An 18,934-nucleotide genomic window follows, 5' to 3' on the forward strand; every position below is an offset into this window, starting at 1 on the left:
CCTCAGCACCATCTTTTATATTACAATTCTAAGTTTGGATTACCTTGAGTAGCCCAAAGCGGAATAGGGTAAGTTTCACGATCAGCTGATGAAGCTGCTTTTTCCCACCAGCTATCTCCAAACTTTCCAAAACGGATCAAGTCTTGACGACGGTGACCTTCCCAATACAATTCTCTACTTCTCTCTTCAAGTAATTGATCAAGCGAAGTGTTTGTCCATGCATCAACACCTGCTCTCTCTCTTACCATGTTCACATATTCATCTCCATTTTTACCTTGGCGAATCATTGCTTCAGCTTTCATCAAAAGGACATCTGCGTATCTGAATACAGGGAAATCATTACTTAAGTTGTCATTTGCACCTGAAGCAATTTCAAATTTTGCTACACGAGCACCAGACATTCTAATTTCTTCTGAAGTATAAGAAGCATCCATTACCAATGCTGGAATAACTGGATTGATCACTACAGGAGTACCTGTTGTTCCATCAATAAGAGCTGCCCCACTACTAGAGAACTGAGGTCCATAAAGGAACCCTTCTTTACGTGCATCATCATCTGAGAAACTGTTGAAATGATCTTCAGTAACTGCAAATCCATTCCAAGTACCTACAGTCAAATCAAATGTTTCATTATGATTATAGTGAAGTGTTCTCATGTGAAGGTTAAAACCTTTCAAATTATCTCTATCAAAAGGAATGGTAAAGATATTCTCAGAAGACTTTTCATTGTTTGTCACAAATGGAGCTAAAGCATTCGCTTCCAGCGAGTAGAAACCTGAAGCGATGATTGAATCACATTTTGCTTCAGCCTTTGCCCACTCTGCTTGTCCTGAATACACTTCAGCATTAAGATATAACTTTGCTAACAAAGAGTTAGCCATCTGCTTAGTTGCCAAAGTTTTAATGTTCTCATTTTTCAAGTAAAGAACTGCCTCTTCCAAATCTTGAACTAAGCTAGTGTATACCTCAGCTCTTGTATTTTTCATTGGTTCTGGATCGGCATCTGCAAAAGACGTTACATAAGGAACATCTCCATAATTATCAATCAATAGATAATAATAGAACGCTCTCATAGTTTTCACTTCAGAGATAACTTGAAGTGTAGTTGAGTTTTGCTCTGCACTAGCAAGGCTTTCTATGATTTGGTTTGCTTCCACAATTCCTTCATAGAACTTACCCCACATCCCTGTAACAGCCTCAGTTTCGTTTGTCCACTCATGAGTGTGAAGTACTCTCCATTTTCCTCCATCATCCCAGTCAGTTAATCTTGTAGGACAAACAACATCATCTCCTGGTAATTCTTGAGAGAACCACCATCCACCCCAGTCAAGTAGATCTTTCATTGGAGAATAAACAGGTACTGAAATTAAAGCAGCCTGCTTATCATTCTCTGGAAACTTTTCTACGGGTATAGCATCATAAATATCTTCCGACAAGTCTGTACAAGACGTCGCAAATGCTATATTCAATAGGAATAATAAATATATCTTTTTCATTTTCAATAGCTCAATTAAAAGGTTACATTCATACCAACAGTGATAGAGCGAGTCTTTGGATATGTATTGTATTGATCAATACCGAAAGATAATCCACTGTAGCCAACTTCAGGATCAATACCAGAATAGTCAGTGATCAAGAACATGTTGTTCACTGTCGTATATACTCTGCATTGTTTCAACCATTCAACATTGGCTGTTTGGAAAGTATAGCCAAGAGTGAAGTTATCCATACGGATGAATGATCCATCCTCTAGGTAGTAATCACTAACTTTCGCATTATCTCTCATTCCAGCTGCATATTCATCTCTTGCAGAAGCTAAAGCATTCAATGAAGGTAATACGTTAGGGTTTCCAAGAACCATTTTTGTAACGTTCAAGACATCGAAACCAACAACTGCTCGTAAGTTGAAACTGATATCAAAGCCTTTTCCAATTTTGAAGAAGTTAGACCATGCCAACTCGAAATCTGGTTGAGCATTACCCACAACTTTCTTAGCAGCTTTAGTTTCATCTCTAGTTACCCCACCAGCTTCAGTGTAGAACAAGAATTTACCATCTTCAGAGAATCCTGCAAACTCAGGCATATAGAATGTACCTACTGCATAACCAGGTTGTACTCGTTGAGTACTAGTTCCTACCAATCCACGTCCAGAAACCCAACCCGTTTCTAGTGGATCTGATCTGTAAGAACCGTCAGCACTAGCTAATGAAAGTACTTTTTGCTCATTTTTAGAGAAAACAATATTTGTAGTCCAATCTAAGTTTTCAGTATCTAAAGCATACCACTCTAAGAATAATTCGATACCTCTATTCTCAATATCACCACCATTGGCATAAGTAGTTGCATACTTATTAGGAGGTACTGGAACAGCATAGTTGTAGATTAGATCGTATGTTCTTTTATTATAAACTTCAAGAGATCCATTTACTTTGTCAGAGAAAAGACCAAAATCAAGACCAATGTTCAATTCTGAATTTTCCTCCCATTTCAAGTCTGGGTTAGGGTTTCTTGTACCAGTGATATTTCTAACTGGCTGTCCCGTAATAGGGTCAATAGCACTACCACTAACCATATTTAAGTCTTGAGATAAGTATGGAGGAATTTCTTGGTTACCTACCAGACCATATCCAGCTCTTAATTTCAACTCTGACAACCAATCAACGTTTTTCAAGAAAAACTCGTCTTTGACTGCCCATGCTACAGAAGCAGAAGGGAAAATACCCCACTTGTTGTTATCTCCAAATTTTGAAGAACCATCTCGTCTTACAGTAGCAGTAACAAAATATTTTGAGTTATAATTATATGTTGCTCTACCAAAGAAAGAAATCAATTTACTAGAGTTCTTCCATGAAGAAATATCATCAGAAGTTACTGTATTTAAGAAACCTAAGTTGTATGATTTCACATAGTCTGAAGAAGCACCTCTACCTTGCGCTGACAAACCAGTAGTTTCATCAAATTGATAAGAATAACCACCAATCAAGTTTAAGCTATGAGCACCAAGCTTTTTATCATAATTCAAAGTAGTTTCTAAAACTGAAGTAGCTGAATTATTTGAAGCTCGTCTAGCAAAACCATCACTTATAGGCCAAGAATAAGTAGGCTCGAAATAGAATGTCTCATTATCATTTCTGAAATATGAAGTATTCGTTTTCCAAGTAAGACCATCAACTATATTCAAGCTTGTATTAAAGCTAACAGTCATGTTTCTTGCTTGTCTTTCGTTTTGAACCTCTTCTATTGTAGCTAGAGGGTTGTTATAATTAAAATCTCTTTGGATTTGGTATAAATTACCATCTTCATCATAAAGAGGATCAGTAGGGTTTCTTTGGAATGCTTGGTACAACACATCTCTTGGACCATTACCGCTATAAGAGATATAATCATTATTCTCGATCATACCAGACACAAAACCACCCAATTGAAGTTTACCATCCAAAGTCTTTTGATTCACACTAATTCTAGCAAGTGTTCTTTGCTTACTTGAACCTTTAATTACCCCTTGGAAGTCATTATGAGAAACTGATAAACGATAGTCAGCATCTTCACTAGCTCCAGATGCTGAAACATTTACATTTGAGTTTGCACCCATTCTGTAAATTGCATCTTGCCAATCAGTATTTGCTCCACCGTCAACAATATTTAGACTATTTTCTTGAGCGAATGCTCTTACCTCATCAGCAGTCATTAAGTCCAAACGGTTAGCCACTTGATCAAATGATCTGAATGCACTAACATTGATATTTGATCCTTTTTGACCTTTTCCTGATTTAGTAGTGATGATAATTACACCATTAGCACCTCTAGAACCATAAATTGCAGTAGAAGACGCATCTTTCAATACGTTCATTGATTGAATATCTTCATTTGCGATGGTTGTAGGGTCTACACCTGGTACACCATCTACTACATACAATGGATCTGTACCTGAACTCAAACCAGAAGAACCTCTAATCTTCACTGAGAACCCACCGTTAGGGTCACCACCTTTTTTAGTAATAGTAACACCCGCAACTTTACCAGCAATCATTGCTATCGGATCTGTCATAACCCCTTGGTTCATTTCTTCTGTAGCAACAGAAGCTACAGCACCAGTCTTATCAGACTTTTTCTGAGTACCATAACCAATAACAATAACTTCGTCTAATTCTTCTGCGGAAGGGTCTAGTGTAATAACACCTAAATTACTTTGGTTAGTGACAACTACTTCTTTCATTTCATAACCAATGTAACTTAACTGTAATGTTACATTTTCATTTGGAGCAGATACCTTAAAATTACCATCAAAGTCAGTTGTACCACCAGTTGTTGTACCTTTGATAATAACCGACACACCTGGTAACGGCAATCCATTTTCATCATTTACTGTACCACTAATACTCCTTTCTTGAGCATTAGCTAGGGAAAAACTCATCACCATCATCAGTAATGAAGTCCCAATAAGTAATAGTCTGTGTTTCATTTTCATAAAAAATTATCAGAACACTTATAGTTAAATCCCAAAAAGGGACAAATTGTATTCGATCTTTTAGTAATAGCTAGACGGTTCAAACAAAAATTGATTTACTCCGTCGAGAACAGCTTAGTTTATAATTAAAAAAAGAGGTACTGTTAAAAAGATGTAAAAAAAACTTCTGCAAACATCTCTTAAGTGTATCAATGACGTGAAGCTAAGTATTAGATTTTTTAAAGCAAAATTTTAGCGAATATAAATTTATTAGCAATTGTACAGTTTACGCTAATTAAATTACACTTTTTCAACAGAAACCAATATTTGAAATTTTATTTCTTATAAATGCAATTATATGATATTTATATCGCACATAATATTTTTAAACAGAATATAATTTCTTTTATCAACAATCTTTAATGTACATTTAAAATAAAATAAATCATCAATAAGTGTACCGCAACCGATTTCGATAATTGTATTTATTGCACTTTTCTAACATTCCTTAATTTTAACTATTTTTTTATAACCACTCGTTAATGCTAAAAAATCAAATATTGATAGTTTGGGTTATATGAATCATTCAAGGTTTTTTATTTTTTTAAATCGGTTGATTTATGGTTTTAAGATTAGGGCATTAACTTTGCAATAATTCAAAGAGTATTATTATATATTTATATATTTAAAGGTTGAGCTAATAATCGTACTATTTTGCTCATCACAAATTGATTATTGAAGTCAAGTAAAAATTAAAACTATGAAGACATTATTTTGTCTGATTGCCTTTTTTAGTCTAAGCCTTCAAGTTCAGGCACAAACCTATTTCATTTTACACGTTACTGGAGACATTAAAGTCAAAGAAACGGCTACTCCAATTAAAAGTGGTGATAAGATTTCTGCCGAAACAGAACTTCTATTTGGCGACCAAAGTGCCAAGGCAATCGCGATGAGTAAAGAAGAAGGTCGTATTTTATTGGATGGTTCAAAAACACAACCTACTCTTTCAGGTGAATTTGTTTCTCTTTTAAAGCGTATTGTGGTACCTATGAAAAGAAGCAGAAACCTAAGCACAAGAGGTGATGATGATCATAACTTTCAGAACTTCTTTGGGAATGAGAAATTTGCGATCATAGGAAATGAACTTCGTTTCAAACTAGACAATGCTATTTATCCGAATAAGCCTGAGTGGATTTTTGCATATTGGTATCTTCCTGAAGGGTCATCTTCTGTAAGTAAAAAAATCCCTAGAAATGAAAATGAATTGATCTTTAACAAGAGCCTTTATATTCACAAAGGAAATACCTACAGCCCTGAGCAAACAGGAAAAGCTCAAATCTTCTATTACAATACGAAGACAAGGCAGAAACAAAAAGTAGCGGAATTCTATCCAACTTTTGTAGATGAAAATCAACTTAAAGAAGAATTGAATAACCTTGCTAGTTTCATGGTTGACAATGAGCTCGTCGATCAACAGCAACTTGAAGAAGAGTTAATTGCTTATGTTCAAGATGTATACGGAAAAATAAGTAAGGATCAGTTTTCTTCATGGATTTCAGATAATCCTATTTCAAAATAATTTTTACTTAAGCCCCTTTAATTATTTAACATTAAAGGGGTTTATTTTACCTAAAATATTCTTGCCTTGAACTTTATACAAAAAACTCAACGAAGCAGACCTCAAATGGCACTGCTTTCAGCAATTCATGCATTAATCATGATTGGTGGGTTAATTTTCTACTTTTCTCTGCCTTATTCTATGGCAGATGAAATCACTTTAGTAGAAATCACATCTGCGATTAAACACGCACTCTTTGGAATAGAGGAAAAACCTCCGCGAGATCGATATGCTTTTGTAAATGTGTCTTGGGAAAAAGAGCTTATTGACAAATTAGATTCCAATGACTTTAAAATTGGTCAAATGGACATTACTAATAGAAAATCCTTAGGAAAGTTAGTAAAAGCTGTCAATGACAATCCTGGTCATGAATATATGCTAATTGATGTTCGCTTTTACGATCCTGCACCAACCGATTCTTTACTGTCTGCAGAACTTAAAAAGGCTGAAAAATTAGTTGTTTCTTATCATAAAGGAGCTGATGACAAACCGCATTATCCAATTTTTGAATGCAATGTCGGTTTATCTGATATGGAGTCTCAAGTTCGTTCTAATATTGATGATATCATTTTGAAATATAATATCATTCAAAATGACAGTTTAAAGACTACGCCTTTAGTCATCTATGAAGGCATCCATAAAAAAGGGTATCAGAGTGGACTTGTTTTTGGCAATTTAGATGGAAACATGGTCTTAAACACCTTTGTCATGGACTATTTGATATGGGACTATGACCTATTCCAAGCAAAGGCATACAACTACTATCAACTGGGAGAACTTCTAATGCTTGAAGAGTTTTCGCCAGGTACAATTGCAGAATACTTTGAAGATAGAATTGTAATTGTGGGTGACTTTGAGGATACCGATATGCATAAAACTTCGAAAGGAGAAATGCATGGACCACTTATATTACTAAATGCTTTCCTTGCCTTAGAAAGAGGTTATAATGTCATTTCGTGGGGCTTTTTAATCTTCCTTTTTGCAAGCTTCTTTATCATTTCTTACAAGGCTCTAACCATAAAAGACCCTGTAACGAATTATTTAAGAAGGAAGTTACCATCAGACCACTTTATGATCGAAATGGCTTCTGATGCCTTATTTTATCTAGCATACTTTGCGATCGTTTCGATCATTTCTTACATGCTTTTCAATATTCAATTGACAATATTAATTCTAGCCACATATGTTTGGGCTATTGAGAAAGCTGTCATTTCAATTGATGAATTACTTGAAGAAAAACAAAAAGCAAAAGAGAAAAAGTTAGAAGAAAGTATTGAAACAGAATAAATAATAAAGTCTAATAAAAAAACGCTTTTCAGAATTGAAAAGCGTTTTTTATATCAATAAAGTTCTTTTCTACGATAAACGACATCAGTACCTTCAACATCCACATCAAGAATGTTATCCATCACATATTCCTGAAGTTTTTGTTCTGCAAAATCTGGAGTCGTTTTAGTCAATTGAGCGAGACTCTGTACAGTTATTCTATTATTAGATCTTCTCAACAAAGCTTCTATTTGAGCTTTAGTGATGATTTGTTTTGGTTTTCTTCGCGACTTGAAATACAAAACAGCACTAGAACCAACAAACACCATCCCTCCGATTAACATTAACTCATTTTCTACTACAGGGGCGATTCCCATCAAGACTACACCTGCAATAAAGAAACTTCTCGCCTTTTTTTTTAGTCGATTAATATGTGATTGATGACTCATGGTTTAAATAACTGAATAACAAATTCTACCTTGATGATCTATTGATTCCTCTACGACACCTCTATCCGCCAATTTTCTAATTGTATACTCGGCCTCTTCTGTACTCAATGATGTTTTACTAAGTACTTCCCTCATAGAAACTACTTTTCGATTTGACGCCAAATCTAGTAGCTGCTTTTCAGGTGTATCTCCTCTATTCACAAAGGGCTGTTGTCTAGGCTGTGAAGGAATGTGACCTGAATTTGGATGACCATATCTCATTGCAAACTTAAGGTTTGCATTTTCTACCTGTCCAGGAATAGTAAATAGGTCTATCACCCAACCAATCCCTAACAATCCTCCAGTAAGTAAATAGATAATTCCCCAGCCGTTTTTACCAAGATAAAACTTGTGAAAACCAAATACACCAAAGAAAAACCATAATACGTAGGTAATGAATGTTGATTTCATTTTAAAAAAAATTGATTTGACACTTAAGTTAGTATAATTATAGTTTGCTTACGTCTCAAAGAGCGAAAGAGTTTCAAACTTATTCACCTAAAATCAGTTAGAATTTCATGATTTTGGAAAGACAATAAATTAACAAACTTATTCCTTAGTTTAAAACGAGTATTCCAAACAATTAAAATTAGGTAAATAAGGCTATGGGGTAAGAATTCATTAACTTTGTTTTTAAAAATAATCCTATCTTAGAGAAGAAACTTATTTTAATTCTCAAAATAGGTCTCTAAAAATGATATGACTTCCTTGAAGCTGTAGCCTCTTTGTAATTCATATTCTTTTTTTAATTTGTAAAAGATTTGATTTTAAAATTCAGATCTAAACAATTGACAGCTTCGATAGAGAAGCTTATTTATAAATTTAGAATTTAAATAGCTAAAAATATATGGGTTGTGGATCTTGCGGGACAGGTGACGGAGCAGCTCCAGGCTGTAAAAGCAATGGAAACTGCGGACTTGCTTGTGGAAAAATGAGCGTTTATGATTGGTTAGGAGACATGGATCTACCTAGTCATGAACGTTTTAATATTACAGAAATAAAGTTTAAAGGTGGTAAAAAAGGCTATTTCAAAAATACTCAGAACCTTGAACTTTACGCTGGAGACCCAGTAGTGGTTGATATGCAAAACGGCCACCATATCGGTCATGTTTCTTTACAAGGTGAAATTGTTCGCCTTCAAATGCTAAAGAAAAATATAGAAGAAGAAGATCCAGAAGTAAAAGAAATTCTTCGAAAAGCTACGAATAAAGATCTAGAGAAATTTGCTCGCGTTAAACAACGTGAGATGCCTACTCTTTACCGTACTAGACAAATTATACAAGATACAAAGCTTCAAATGAAGCTTTCTGATGTAGAATATCAGGCTGATAATACAAAAGCAACATTCTACTATTCTGCCGATGATCGTGTAGACTTTAGAGAACTAATTAAGATTCTTGCTTCGGAATTTAAAATCCGAGTAGAAATGCGTCAGATTAGTTTAAGACAAGAAGCTAGTAGATTAGGCGGTATTGGGTCTTGTGGTAGAGAGTTATGTTGTTCTACTTGGCTCTCAGAGTTCAAGAGTGTTACAACAATGGCTGCTCGTTATCAGAACTTGTCATTAAACCCTAGTAAACTTTCTGGGCAATGTGGTCGACTTAAGTGTTGTTTAAATTACGAATTAGAAACTTACCTAGACGCACTTATTGATATTCCTCAAATTGACAAACCAATTCGTACTCAAAGAGGAGATGCATCTCTTCAAAAAGTTGACATCTTTAAAAAAGTTCTTTGGTTTAGCTATGAGAATGAAACAACTTGGGTTCCTGTTTCTGCTGAAAGAGTTAAAGAAATTCTATCTCTAATCGATAAGGGAGTAAAAATCACTTCCCTTCAAGATGATGAAGTATTTACAAAGGAACACAAGAGTAAATTAGGAGAAGCAGTAGAGAAACTCGAAAGAAAACGTCTAATTCGTCAGAAAGCGATTCGAAAAGCTTCTAACGAACCGACAGAAGAGGATAAGCCTCAAAAGTCTGATCGACAAAGAGGACGACGCCAAAGAGGGAATGTATCTGGTTCTACTGAAAGACAAGGAACAAATAGACGTGGAGACAGAAGTACTAGACAAGATCAAAATTCTAAACGTCCAAATAGACGAAAGCCGAATGATCAAGTAACTTCTACAGACAATAAAGGTGCTGAAGCAACTCCACATCATAAAAGAAGAGCATTACCGAAGGAAAAAGTTGAAAACAAGAACACTCCTAAAAAGGTAGAACAACAGCCCGAATCAAAATCCAGACCTAAGAAATGGGGAGGTAAAGGTAATAGTCAAAAACAAGGACAAAAACCTACTCAAGCTAAGGGTAATCCTCAAAAGCAAACTCCGGAAAAGAAGGCTCCAAACAGACCTAATCGTAGAAGGAAGCCATCTAATCGAAAACCAACAGATTCAAAATAATAATACTTGCAGACTACTTATCAAAAAGTAGTCTGCTTGCTTTATCATATAAAAACATGAAACTTTTTTATTTCCTAAGCCTAGCACTTCTTCCTTTTCTTTATGCATGTGATTCCACTATTGAAAAAGAAGAATACACAAACTTTGATAATAACATTTGGGAATATGACTCTATTTCTTCATTTGAGTTTAAGGTAAATGAAGTCAACAGAAGCCATAATCTTTTATTCAACATCCGTTATTCACTTGAGTACCCTCATTACAACCTCTTTGTAATTTATGATCTCATAAAAGGGCAAGATACTCTAAGTAATAATGAAATGACGGAGTTTAACTTAATGCACCCTCAGAAAGGAGCTCCATTTGGAGAAAGTAGTGAAGTATTAGGAAATGGCATAGCCATTTACACTCTTCAACTTCCCCTTCAACAAAACATTAAATTAGACACTGGAACATATCAACTTAATTTAAAACACTATATGCGTCCAGATTCACTAAACGGTGTACAAGCAATAGGATATAGAATTGAATATGCTGAATAATAAAAAAGGATTACTTCATTCAATGAAGTAATCCTTCTTTAATTTCTAGAGCTTTTAGTTTAAGCTGTCAAAGCAACAATTCCGATTTGAACAAACCCGATAATAAAACCTAGAATAGCTCCCATCAACTCAATAAACTTAAGTTCTTTCTTAATCACAGACATCAGAAGGTCTTCCAACTTTTGATCTGAGAAATCAAGAACTCTCTTCTCTACCATATCTTCAATATCAACCTCTTCTACTTTCTGAGTAACCGAATTCATCATTTGAGGAATCATCTCATCAAGCATAGTCTCTAGGCGCTCATGTATCTGATCTTTAATCTTATCGCCTCCAAACATCATTAGAAGAGCTCCTCCACCATTTTGTGTAACCATTTCATCGATGTATTCCATTATACGCTCTAATATTGATTTTTTGAGGCTGGCTCTATTCTCAGGAGTATCTAATTTATCAGCTATCATTTCTGGAGAGAATAAGTCTCTCGCGACAATTCCTCCTAACCTTTTAGCCAATGTTGGCTTTCTTTTAGGAAAAATACCTTGTACAGGGTATCCAAGAACATAAACTGCTTTTCTTGGTCTAAATAACATCTTAATGGCTACATAATTTGTCACCCAACCAATAGCTGCTGAAATAAAAGGAATAATATATATTGTAAAATTCATTGTATTTGTATTTTCTCTTGACTAAAAAGATTTTAAAGCTTCATATAACTTCACTGTAGGTAATCCCATTACTGTAAAATATGAGCCTTTAATTTCAGTAATTCCTGTTAAACCAATCCACTCTTGTATACCATAAGCTCCCGCTTTATCATATGGCTTGTAGTTTTCAATATAATATTTGATCTCGTCCTCTGAAAGCGATCTAAAGGTTACTGTCGTTGAATCGGAAAAACTTACTTCTTTATCTTTAGACATCAAACAAACCCCTGTAGTTACATCATGAGATTTACCCGAAAGTTTTTGTATCATTTCAAAAGCTTCTTCCGCATCTTTTGGCTTTCCCAAAATTTCGTCTTCTACAATAACCGTCGTATCTGAAGTAACTACTAACTCAATTTCCTCTAACTCATTTTTAAAAGGAGATGCTTTCAACACAGCCAAATATTCTGCAACCTTAGCTGCCTCTAAATCTTTAGGGTAAACTTCTTCTGTTGGTTTTGTTCTCACTTCAAAGGTAAATCCCATTTCTTGAAGCAATTGTTTTCTTCTAGGAGAGTTTGAAGCTAATATTATTTTTTTTCCAATATCCATACTTAAAAATCACAATAAAATGCAGATAAAATTAGCAGATGATAAACTTATTGCCAACCGAAATGAGTACTAAGTTATCGAATCTTTATAAGAATAAACCTTAGAGAAAATCATTCCTCTGAAAAAGGATTGACTCGCAATGATTTGTAAGTTTACATCATCAAAAAGCGACTCCCAATTAGGAAATTGATTTCGTCTTAAACTTGTAAAAAGTTTAAAAAAACGATGCATAAATAATGAAAATACTCTTTGCCAGTATGAATCTAAAGAACTGTAGACTAGTTGAAAATCTGATACGAACCAAAATCCTCTAGGTTTCAATAAATTTAGAATTTGACTTTTCCAGCCTTGAAGTTCTTCATTTGTAAAAAGGTCAAGAAAAAAGTTAGTTATAATTACATCAAACTGAACATTGGAGGCAAATAACAAAGAATCTGAATGTATAAATTCAATATATTCATGATTCAATTTTGAAACATTTCGTTGTTCAGACAATTTTATCATCTCAGAAGAGGCTTCGACATAAATTAATTTAGAAGGTTTTATTCTTTTGAAAATCTCTTCTAATATCCAACCTGTACCACCTCCAACTATTAAAACTTTATCACCATCCTCTAATTTATCTAGAAAAGCTACTTGTGCTTTATGGATAGATTTCCCAAAAACTAAAGAGACTAATTTATCATAGATGAAAGCGATTCGATCGTATTCATTAAGCATGAATTAACAATTTGATTATAAAAAAAGAGTCACCTTAAAACGCATTAAGATGACTCTATTCTTTTTATTTAAAAAAACCTATGGAATCCATTTGATTTCATTGAATTTCGGTTTTCTCTTTTCAAGGAAAGCATCTCTACCTTCTTTCGCTTCATCAGTCATATAAGCCAAACGAGTTGCTTCTCCTGCAAACACTTGCTGACCAACCATACCATCATCTGTAGCGTTGAATGCAAACTTCAACATTTTGATAGCTGTTGGGGACTTCATCAAGATTTCTTGCGCCCACTCATAAGCGGTATCTTCAAGTTCTTCGTGTGGAATAACAGCATTTACCATACCCATTTCGTAAGCCTCTTGAGCAGAGTAATTTCTACCTAAGAAGAAAATTTCACGAGCACGCTTCTGACCAACCATTTTAGCCAAATATGCAGAACCATAACCACCATCGAAACTTGCTACATCAGCATCTGTCTGCTTAAAGATTGCATGTTCTTTACTCGCCAAAGTCATATCACATACTACATGCAAACTATGACCACCACCTACTGCCCAACCAGGAACAACAGCAATAACTACTTTAGGCATAAAACGAATCAGACGTTGTACCTCAAGAATGTTAAGACGAGGCATTCCGTCATCATCAACATAACCTTGGTGTCCTCTTGCATTTTGATCTCCACCACTACAGAATGAATATCCACCATCTTTTGTAGAAGGGCCTTCTGCTGAAAGCAAAACTACACCAATAGAAGTATCTTCTCTAGCATCTAGAAAAGCTTGATAAAGTTCTGCTACTGTTTTAGGACGGAATGCATTACGCACGTTCGGACGGTTAAAAGCAATACGAGCTACCCCGTTTGCTTTCTTATAGGTAATATCTTCGAATTCCTTTACGGTTTTCCAATCTATCTTGCTCATCTTTTTATCATTAAAGTAATACAGTTTCAAAACTACATTTCTCATTGAAAAAGATGATACAAATTGAGAAATATTTTTCAGATCAAATACAAACTTCACTTCATCAATTAGAAAATGAAGACACTGATTAAAATTTATTAAAATCTGAAACGGTTGTTTTCACAAACAATTACAAAGAAAAAAAGACCAACACAAAGTGTCAGCCTTTTCTCATTTAACCTAATTTATTAACCCATTATCAATCAAAAAATTCTTGCGCAACGAATCGTTGCATATATATCTTTATTGTATTATTCTTTCTCGTTTTTGTACATTACAAATATATAGAATTCGAGTTAATAAAGTCAAATATTCTACAAATATTATTTACATTTTTTTGAATATTTTAAACACACTAAGTTTAAAAAACTACTAATCAACATTTTAACCGATAAAAAATCCTTAAAAAGGTTAATAACACAACACTAGTAGATCAAAGTAAAGATGAACGTAGTTCATTCTATTTCAAAGACAAAAATACTGAAAATGAACTCATTACTAGTTTTCATTACAGCTTATTATGTATAATTCACAAAAAAGGCAAGTCAATAAAAATTGACTTGCCTTAAGACTCAAAGAGAATCTAAATTTATTTTTGAGCTTCCACCCATTTACGAGCATTTACGAATGCTTCGATCCATGGAGAAACTTCATCTTGTCTATCTGATGGATAATGTGCCCAGTTCCAAGGGAAGATTGCTCTTTCCAAGTGTGGCATCATTACCAAGTGACGTCCGTCTGCCGAACAAAGAGCTGCTGCATTGTAGTCAGAACCGTTAGGGTTTGCAGGATATGCTTCATAACCATAAGTACCAACAATGTTGTATTCGCTAGCCTCTTTTGGCAATTGGAATTTACCTTCACCGTGTGCAATCCAAACACCTAGACGAGTACCACTCAATGAATTGAACATCACAGAATTATTTTCTGGGATTTCCATGTTCAAGAAATTAGACTCGAATTTGTACGATTCGTTATGTAACATCTTAGGCTTCTCATCATGGTCTGGCGTTACCAAACCAAGCTCTACCATAACTTGACAACCGTTACATACACCCAAACTCAATGTATCAGGACGAGCATAGAAGTTGTCTAGTGCTGCTTTAGCTTTCTCATTGAACAAGAAGGCTCCAGCCCAACCTTTTGCTGAACCAAGAACATCTGAGTTCGAGAATCCACCTACAAAGACAATCATGTTTACATCTGACAAGTCTTCTCTACCAGAGATCAAATCTGTCATATGAACGTCTTTTACATCAAATCCTGCAAGGTGTAAAGAGTAAGCCATCTCACGATCACCATTTACTCCTTTTTCACGAATAATAGCTGCTTTAGCACCTGTTTTCGTTTTACGATCAGGATCAATGCCCAAATCTTTCAACTTACCAGAGAATCCTTCTGGGAAAGTATAGTGAAGTGCTTGGTGCTTGTAGTTATCAAAACGCTCTCTTGCTTTCTCTTCACCTGATTGTTGTTGGTCAAGGAAATAAGATGTTTTGAACCAAGTATCACGAAGCATTGGGATGTTGAAGTCAAGCGTCTCACCATTCAATGCAATTTTCACATCGTCAGAAGCAACAGCTTTACCAATTACTGTAAAGTCAACGCCATTTGCAGAAAGAGCCGCTTCAGTAGCTTTCACATCATTCACTTGAAGTACGATACCCGCTTTTTCAGCAAATAACAATTTGATGATATCAGCTTCTCCCATTTCTGAAAGATCAAGCTCCATACCTACGTTTGTAGATGGGAAACACATTTCCAACAAAGCAGTAATCAAACCACCTGCTGAGATATCGTGACCAGCCACTACATTTCCTTCCTCGATCAAAGCTTGAACAGTATTGAATGCCGATTTGAAATAAGCAGCACTATTTACTGTCGGAACTTCTTGACCAATTTTATTTACAACTTGAGCGAATGAAGAACCGCCAAGTTTAAATCCGTCTTGTGAGAAATCTACATAAACTAATGTAGCTCCTTCTTTTGCATCTGGAGTAACGATTTTCTTAAGGTCAGTTACTTCACCTACTGATGAAATGATCACTGTACCCGGAGAATAAACCGTATCACCTTCATATTTCTGAGTCATTGAAAGTGAATCTTTACCCGTTGGGATATTGATTCCTAATTCACATGCAAAATCAGAAACAGCTTCAACAGCTTTATACAAACGCGCATCTTCGCCTTCGTTTTTACAAGGCCACATCCAGTTTGCTGAAAGTGAAACCCCTGCCAATTTATCATCGATTGGAGCAAAAACAAGGTTAGTCAATGCTTCAGCGATAGCCATTCTTGAACCTGCAGCAGGATCAATCATAGCCGCAACAGGTGCATGACCAACAGAAGTTGCAATACCACCAGTTCCTCTGTAATCGATAGCCATTGCAGAAACATCTGAAAGTGGCAATTGAAGCTCACCCACACATTGTTGCTGTGCTACACGACCAGTTACCGAACGGTCAACTTTGTTTGTCAACCAATCTTTTGAAGCTACAGCTTCTAACTGAAGAACATCTTCTAGGTATTCGTAGATTTTAGCTTTATCATATGCTACTTCTTCGAATTTTTCATCTTTAGAAGCATCATTCATGATCGTTTTAGGAGGATTACCGAACATATCTGACAGTTTCCAGTCGATAGGGTTTTGCGCTCCTGTTTTATCTTCAAATTTGAAATGCATATCACCAGTCACCTCTCCTACTACATACATAGGAGCACGCTCACGCTCTGCGATTGCTTTCAATTTGTCTACATTCTCAGCTTTCATTACCAATCCCATACGCTCTTGAGATTCGTTACCTACGATTTCTTTTCCAGAAAGTGTAGGATCTCCCACTGGTAATGATCTTAAATCAATTGTTCCTCCTGTATCTTCTACAAGCTCAGAAAGACAGTTCAAGTGTCCACCTGCACCGTGATCGTGGATAGAAACAATTAGGTTTTCATCTGCTTCAGCCATTGCACGAACAGCGTTGCTAACTCTCTTTTGCATTTCTGGGTTAGAACGTTGAACTGCATTCAATTCTACAGCAGACTCAAACTCGCCTGTATCTACTGAAGAAACGGCTCCACCGCCCATACCAATACGATAGTTATCACCACCCATTACCACGATTTTATCTCCTGGTTCTGGCGTGTTTTTCAAAGCGTCAGATTTCTTACCGAAACCAACACCACCTGCCATCATAATCACTTTGTCAAAACCGTACTTCTTCGCATTTTCCATATGCTCAAAAGTAAGAACTGAACCACAGATCAAAGGCTGACCAAATTTGTTACCGAAATCTGATGCACCATTTGATGCTTTGATCAAGATTTCCATTGGTGTTTGGTATAACCATGGTCTTTCTTCCATGTTGTTTTCCCAACGACGACCTTCTTCCAAACGAGAATACGAAGTCATATAAACTGCAGTACCTGCCAAAGGAACAGAAGCTTTACCACCAGCCATACGATCACGGATTTCTCCACCCGAACCAGTTGCTGCTCCGTTGAAAGGTTCTACTGTTGTAGGGAAGTTATGTGTTTCAGCTTTCAAAGAAATTACGGTTTCAATTTCTTTAGTCTCAAAGAAATCAGCTTTATCGTGGGAAGCTGGAGCAAATTGCTCTGCTTTTGGTCCTTCGATAAATGCTACGTTATCTTTATAAGCAGAAACTAGACGATTAGGATTCGTCTCAGAAGTTTTACGGATTAGTTTGAAAAGAGAAGTTGGTTTTTCCTCTCCATCAATTACGAATACTCCGTTGAAGATTTTGTGACGACAGTGTTCAGAGTTTACTTGAGAGAAACCGAACACCTCAGAGTCTGTTAGTTTTCGTCCGATACGCTCAGCTACGCTATCCAAATAAGTGATTTCCTCATCACTAAGGGCTAAGCCTTCTTTTTTGTTGTATGAGGCAATGTCTTCAATAGCTAGAACTGGCTCTGGCTCTTTTTCAATTAAAAAAACCGTCTGATCCAAGCCTTCATACATTGCTTGAAGCATAGGATCAAAGTCTGTTTTATCCGAGTCTACTTTTGTAAACTCTTCAATTCTAACAATCCCTTCAAGTCCCATGTTTTGCGTGATCTCCACTGCATTTGTACTCCAAGGAGTCAACATTTCTTTTCTTGGACCGATGAAAAATCCATCGATACTTTCAGCTGAAACTTGCTCTGCTTCACCAAAAAGCCATTTTAGCTTCAACAATTCCTGATCCTTCAACTCTTTGTGTGCATCTACAACAAAGAAGTTTTCATGAGTGCCTTGATAGAATAAAATCATTGTGATTTCTTGAAAAGATTAAATAAATGTGTAGCCAGAAGTTTTAGAAATGCTACAACATAAACTTTGCGCTGCAAATCTATGATTTTATTCGAACCATCACCTAATAAAATGCACAAAAAATCGAATATTATGGGCTTATTTTAATGCCTTATTTCACTTTTATAAAAAAAAAAGTTTTATCCGACTATTTTTTCAACCCCTATTGAGATAAAATTTTATTTTCCCAAGCAATTCCACCTCAAAATTAAACAAAGGCTATGATTAATATTGCACTAATAGATGATCATCGGATAGTGAGAGACGGTATAAAACTTTATTTATCTGACGCTGAAGGCATCAATGTTATCGGAGAGGCTTCTGATGGGATTCAGGGTTTCTTGTTACTCGAAAAAGAAGTGGTTGATATCGTTTTATTAGATGTAAATATGAAAAATATGGACGGTATAACGACCATGAAGAAAATTGCAGAGAGTAAAATAGACACAAAAGTAATAGCCCTTTCTATGCTAAACGACAGCCAGACCGTAAAGCAAATGATTGAAGCCGGTGTACACGGGTACATTTTAAAGAATTGTAGCAGAAACGAATTGATTAAAGCGATCCAAACTGTTTATGAAGGTGATAACTATTATACCCCTGAAATTACTCAAATTGTTATTCAGAGTTTAAAACAAAAAAAATCTAGTCAAGCTACAGAAATTGACATCACTCAAAGAGAAATGGAAATTCTTAGACTGATTTTAGAAGAAAAGACAAATAAAGAAATTGCTGAAGAGTTATTTATCAGTCCTCGTACCGTAGATGCCCACAAACGAAATCTGTTAGAAAAGACGCAATCTAAAAATGTTGCGGGCTTAGTCTTATTTGCTATCCGAAATGGTATTTTTCAAGACCTCTTTTAACACTATTCCGAGTTTTTCAACTTCTAGGTAAAATACCTATTTCTGAAAATAG

Annotated in this window: 14 protein-coding genes; 5 read left to right on the plus strand and 9 right to left on the minus strand. The window is 35.4% G+C overall.

The features are described from left to right. Positions 1-20: 20 nt before the first annotated feature. Positions 21-1,496: a RagB/SusD family nutrient uptake outer membrane protein gene (locus BC781_RS07540; protein WP_109616634.1), complete on the minus strand. Its 1,476-nt coding sequence runs from the start codon at positions 1,494-1,496 to the stop codon at positions 21-23. Between the two features lie 14 nt (positions 1,497-1,510). Then, the gene (locus BC781_RS07545; RefSeq protein ID WP_158281419.1) at positions 1,511-4,462 is read right to left on the minus strand and encodes a SusC/RagA family TonB-linked outer membrane protein; all 2,952 of its coding nucleotides are present in this window, start codon (positions 4,460-4,462) and stop codon (positions 1,511-1,513) included. Positions 4,463-5,207: 745 nt separating this feature from the next. Between BC781_RS07545 and BC781_RS07550 the strand changes: the two genes are divergently transcribed. Further along, the gene (locus BC781_RS07550) at positions 5,208-6,026 is read left to right on the plus strand and encodes a hypothetical protein (protein ID WP_109616636.1); all 819 of its coding nucleotides are present in this window, start codon (positions 5,208-5,210) and stop codon (positions 6,024-6,026) included. 66 nt (positions 6,027-6,092) lie between these two features. Then, complete coding sequence (locus BC781_RS07555) at positions 6,093-7,352, plus strand: CHASE2 domain-containing protein (protein ID WP_146201645.1); 1,260 nt, start codon at positions 6,093-6,095, stop codon at positions 7,350-7,352. Between the two features lie 53 nt (positions 7,353-7,405). Here BC781_RS07555 and BC781_RS07560 read toward each other — a convergent pair whose 3' ends face one another. Both BC781_RS07560 and BC781_RS07565 read right to left on the minus strand, forming a co-directional pair. Then, positions 7,406-7,780: a hypothetical protein gene (locus BC781_RS07560; protein WP_109616638.1), complete on the minus strand. Its 375-nt coding sequence runs from the start codon at positions 7,778-7,780 to the stop codon at positions 7,406-7,408. Between the two features lie 3 nt (positions 7,781-7,783). Then, on the minus strand, positions 7,784-8,230 hold the full coding sequence (locus tag BC781_RS07565) for a TM2 domain-containing protein (protein WP_109616639.1): 447 nt from the start codon (positions 8,228-8,230) through the stop codon (positions 7,784-7,786). A gap of 436 nt (positions 8,231-8,666) precedes the next feature. Between BC781_RS07565 and BC781_RS07570 the strand changes: the two genes are divergently transcribed. Together BC781_RS07570 and BC781_RS07575 are read left to right on the plus strand one after the other, a co-directional pair. After that, entirely contained in the window at positions 8,667-10,226 is a 1,560-nt protein-coding gene (locus tag BC781_RS07570; RefSeq protein WP_245935594.1) for a PSP1 domain-containing protein, read from the plus strand. A gap of 56 nt (positions 10,227-10,282) precedes the next feature. After that, on the plus strand, positions 10,283-10,768 hold the full coding sequence (locus tag BC781_RS07575; protein WP_109616640.1) for a gliding motility lipoprotein GldH: 486 nt from the start codon (positions 10,283-10,285) through the stop codon (positions 10,766-10,768). Positions 10,769-10,827: 59 nt separating this feature from the next. On the opposite strand, the gene BC781_RS07580 is transcribed toward BC781_RS07575, so the two are convergent. The 5 genes from BC781_RS07580 to purL all read right to left on the minus strand — a co-directional run bounded on the left by BC781_RS07580 (position 10,828) and on the right by purL (position 17,977). Next, entirely contained in the window at positions 10,828-11,436 is a 609-nt protein-coding gene (locus tag BC781_RS07580; RefSeq protein WP_109616641.1) for a DUF445 domain-containing protein, read from the minus strand. Positions 11,437-11,457: 21 nt separating this feature from the next. After that, positions 11,458-12,027 (minus strand): Maf family nucleotide pyrophosphatase, encoded by a 570-nt coding sequence (locus BC781_RS07585; protein WP_109616642.1) that lies wholly within the window; start codon positions 12,025-12,027, stop codon positions 11,458-11,460. A 69-nt stretch (positions 12,028-12,096) separates the two neighbouring features. Further along, positions 12,097-12,747 (minus strand): class I SAM-dependent methyltransferase, encoded by a 651-nt coding sequence (locus tag BC781_RS07590; protein WP_109616643.1) that lies wholly within the window; start codon positions 12,745-12,747, stop codon positions 12,097-12,099. Positions 12,748-12,825: 78 nt separating this feature from the next. Next, the gene (locus BC781_RS07595) at positions 12,826-13,668 is read right to left on the minus strand and encodes a 1,4-dihydroxy-2-naphthoyl-CoA synthase (RefSeq protein WP_109617954.1); all 843 of its coding nucleotides are present in this window, start codon (positions 13,666-13,668) and stop codon (positions 12,826-12,828) included. Between the two features lie 628 nt (positions 13,669-14,296). Continuing rightward, entirely contained in the window at positions 14,297-17,977 is a 3,681-nt protein-coding gene (gene purL, locus BC781_RS07600; RefSeq protein WP_109616644.1) for a phosphoribosylformylglycinamidine synthase, read from the minus strand. 260 nt (positions 17,978-18,237) lie between these two features. On the opposite strand from purL, the gene BC781_RS07605 reads away from it, so the two are divergent. After that, positions 18,238-18,882 (plus strand): response regulator, encoded by a 645-nt coding sequence (locus tag BC781_RS07605; protein WP_109616645.1) that lies wholly within the window; start codon positions 18,238-18,240, stop codon positions 18,880-18,882. Positions 18,883-18,934 lie beyond the last annotated feature (52 nt).

Source organism: Sediminitomix flava (assembly GCF_003149185.1).
GTDB lineage: Bacteria > Bacteroidota > Bacteroidia > Cytophagales > Flammeovirgaceae > Sediminitomix > Sediminitomix flava.

Bases quoted from the DNA above. Each gene is read 5' to 3' on its own strand.
- BC781_RS07540 (WP_109616634.1), bottom strand. From the start codon at position 1,496: ATGAAAAAGATATATTTATTATTCCTATTGAATATAGCATTTGCGACG.
- BC781_RS07545 (WP_158281419.1), bottom strand. From the start codon at position 4,462: ATGAAACACAGACTATTACTTATTGGGACTTCATTACTGATGATGGTG.
- BC781_RS07550 (WP_109616636.1), top strand. From the start codon at position 5,208: ATGAAGACATTATTTTGTCTGATTGCCTTTTTTAGTCTAAGCCTTCAA.
- BC781_RS07560 (WP_109616638.1), bottom strand. From the start codon at position 7,780: ATGAGTCATCAATCACATATTAATCGACTAAAAAAAAAGGCGAGAAGT.
- BC781_RS07565 (WP_109616639.1), bottom strand. From the start codon at position 8,230: ATGAAATCAACATTCATTACCTACGTATTATGGTTTTTCTTTGGTGTA.
- BC781_RS07570 (WP_245935594.1), top strand. From the start codon at position 8,667: ATGGGTTGTGGATCTTGCGGGACAGGTGACGGAGCAGCTCCAGGCTGT.
- BC781_RS07575 (WP_109616640.1), top strand. From the start codon at position 10,283: ATGAAACTTTTTTATTTCCTAAGCCTAGCACTTCTTCCTTTTCTTTAT.
- BC781_RS07580 (WP_109616641.1), bottom strand. From the start codon at position 11,436: ATGAATTTTACAATATATATTATTCCTTTTATTTCAGCAGCTATTGGT.
- BC781_RS07585 (WP_109616642.1), bottom strand. From the start codon at position 12,027: ATGGATATTGGAAAAAAAATAATATTAGCTTCAAACTCTCCTAGAAGA.
- BC781_RS07590 (WP_109616643.1), bottom strand. From the start codon at position 12,747: ATGCTTAATGAATACGATCGAATCGCTTTCATCTATGATAAATTAGTC.
- BC781_RS07595 (WP_109617954.1), bottom strand. From the start codon at position 13,668: ATGAGCAAGATAGATTGGAAAACCGTAAAGGAATTCGAAGATATTACC.
- purL (WP_109616644.1), bottom strand. From the start codon at position 17,977: ATGATTTTATTCTATCAAGGCACTCATGAAAACTTCTTTGTTGTAGAT.
- BC781_RS07605 (WP_109616645.1), top strand. From the start codon at position 18,238: ATGATTAATATTGCACTAATAGATGATCATCGGATAGTGAGAGACGGT.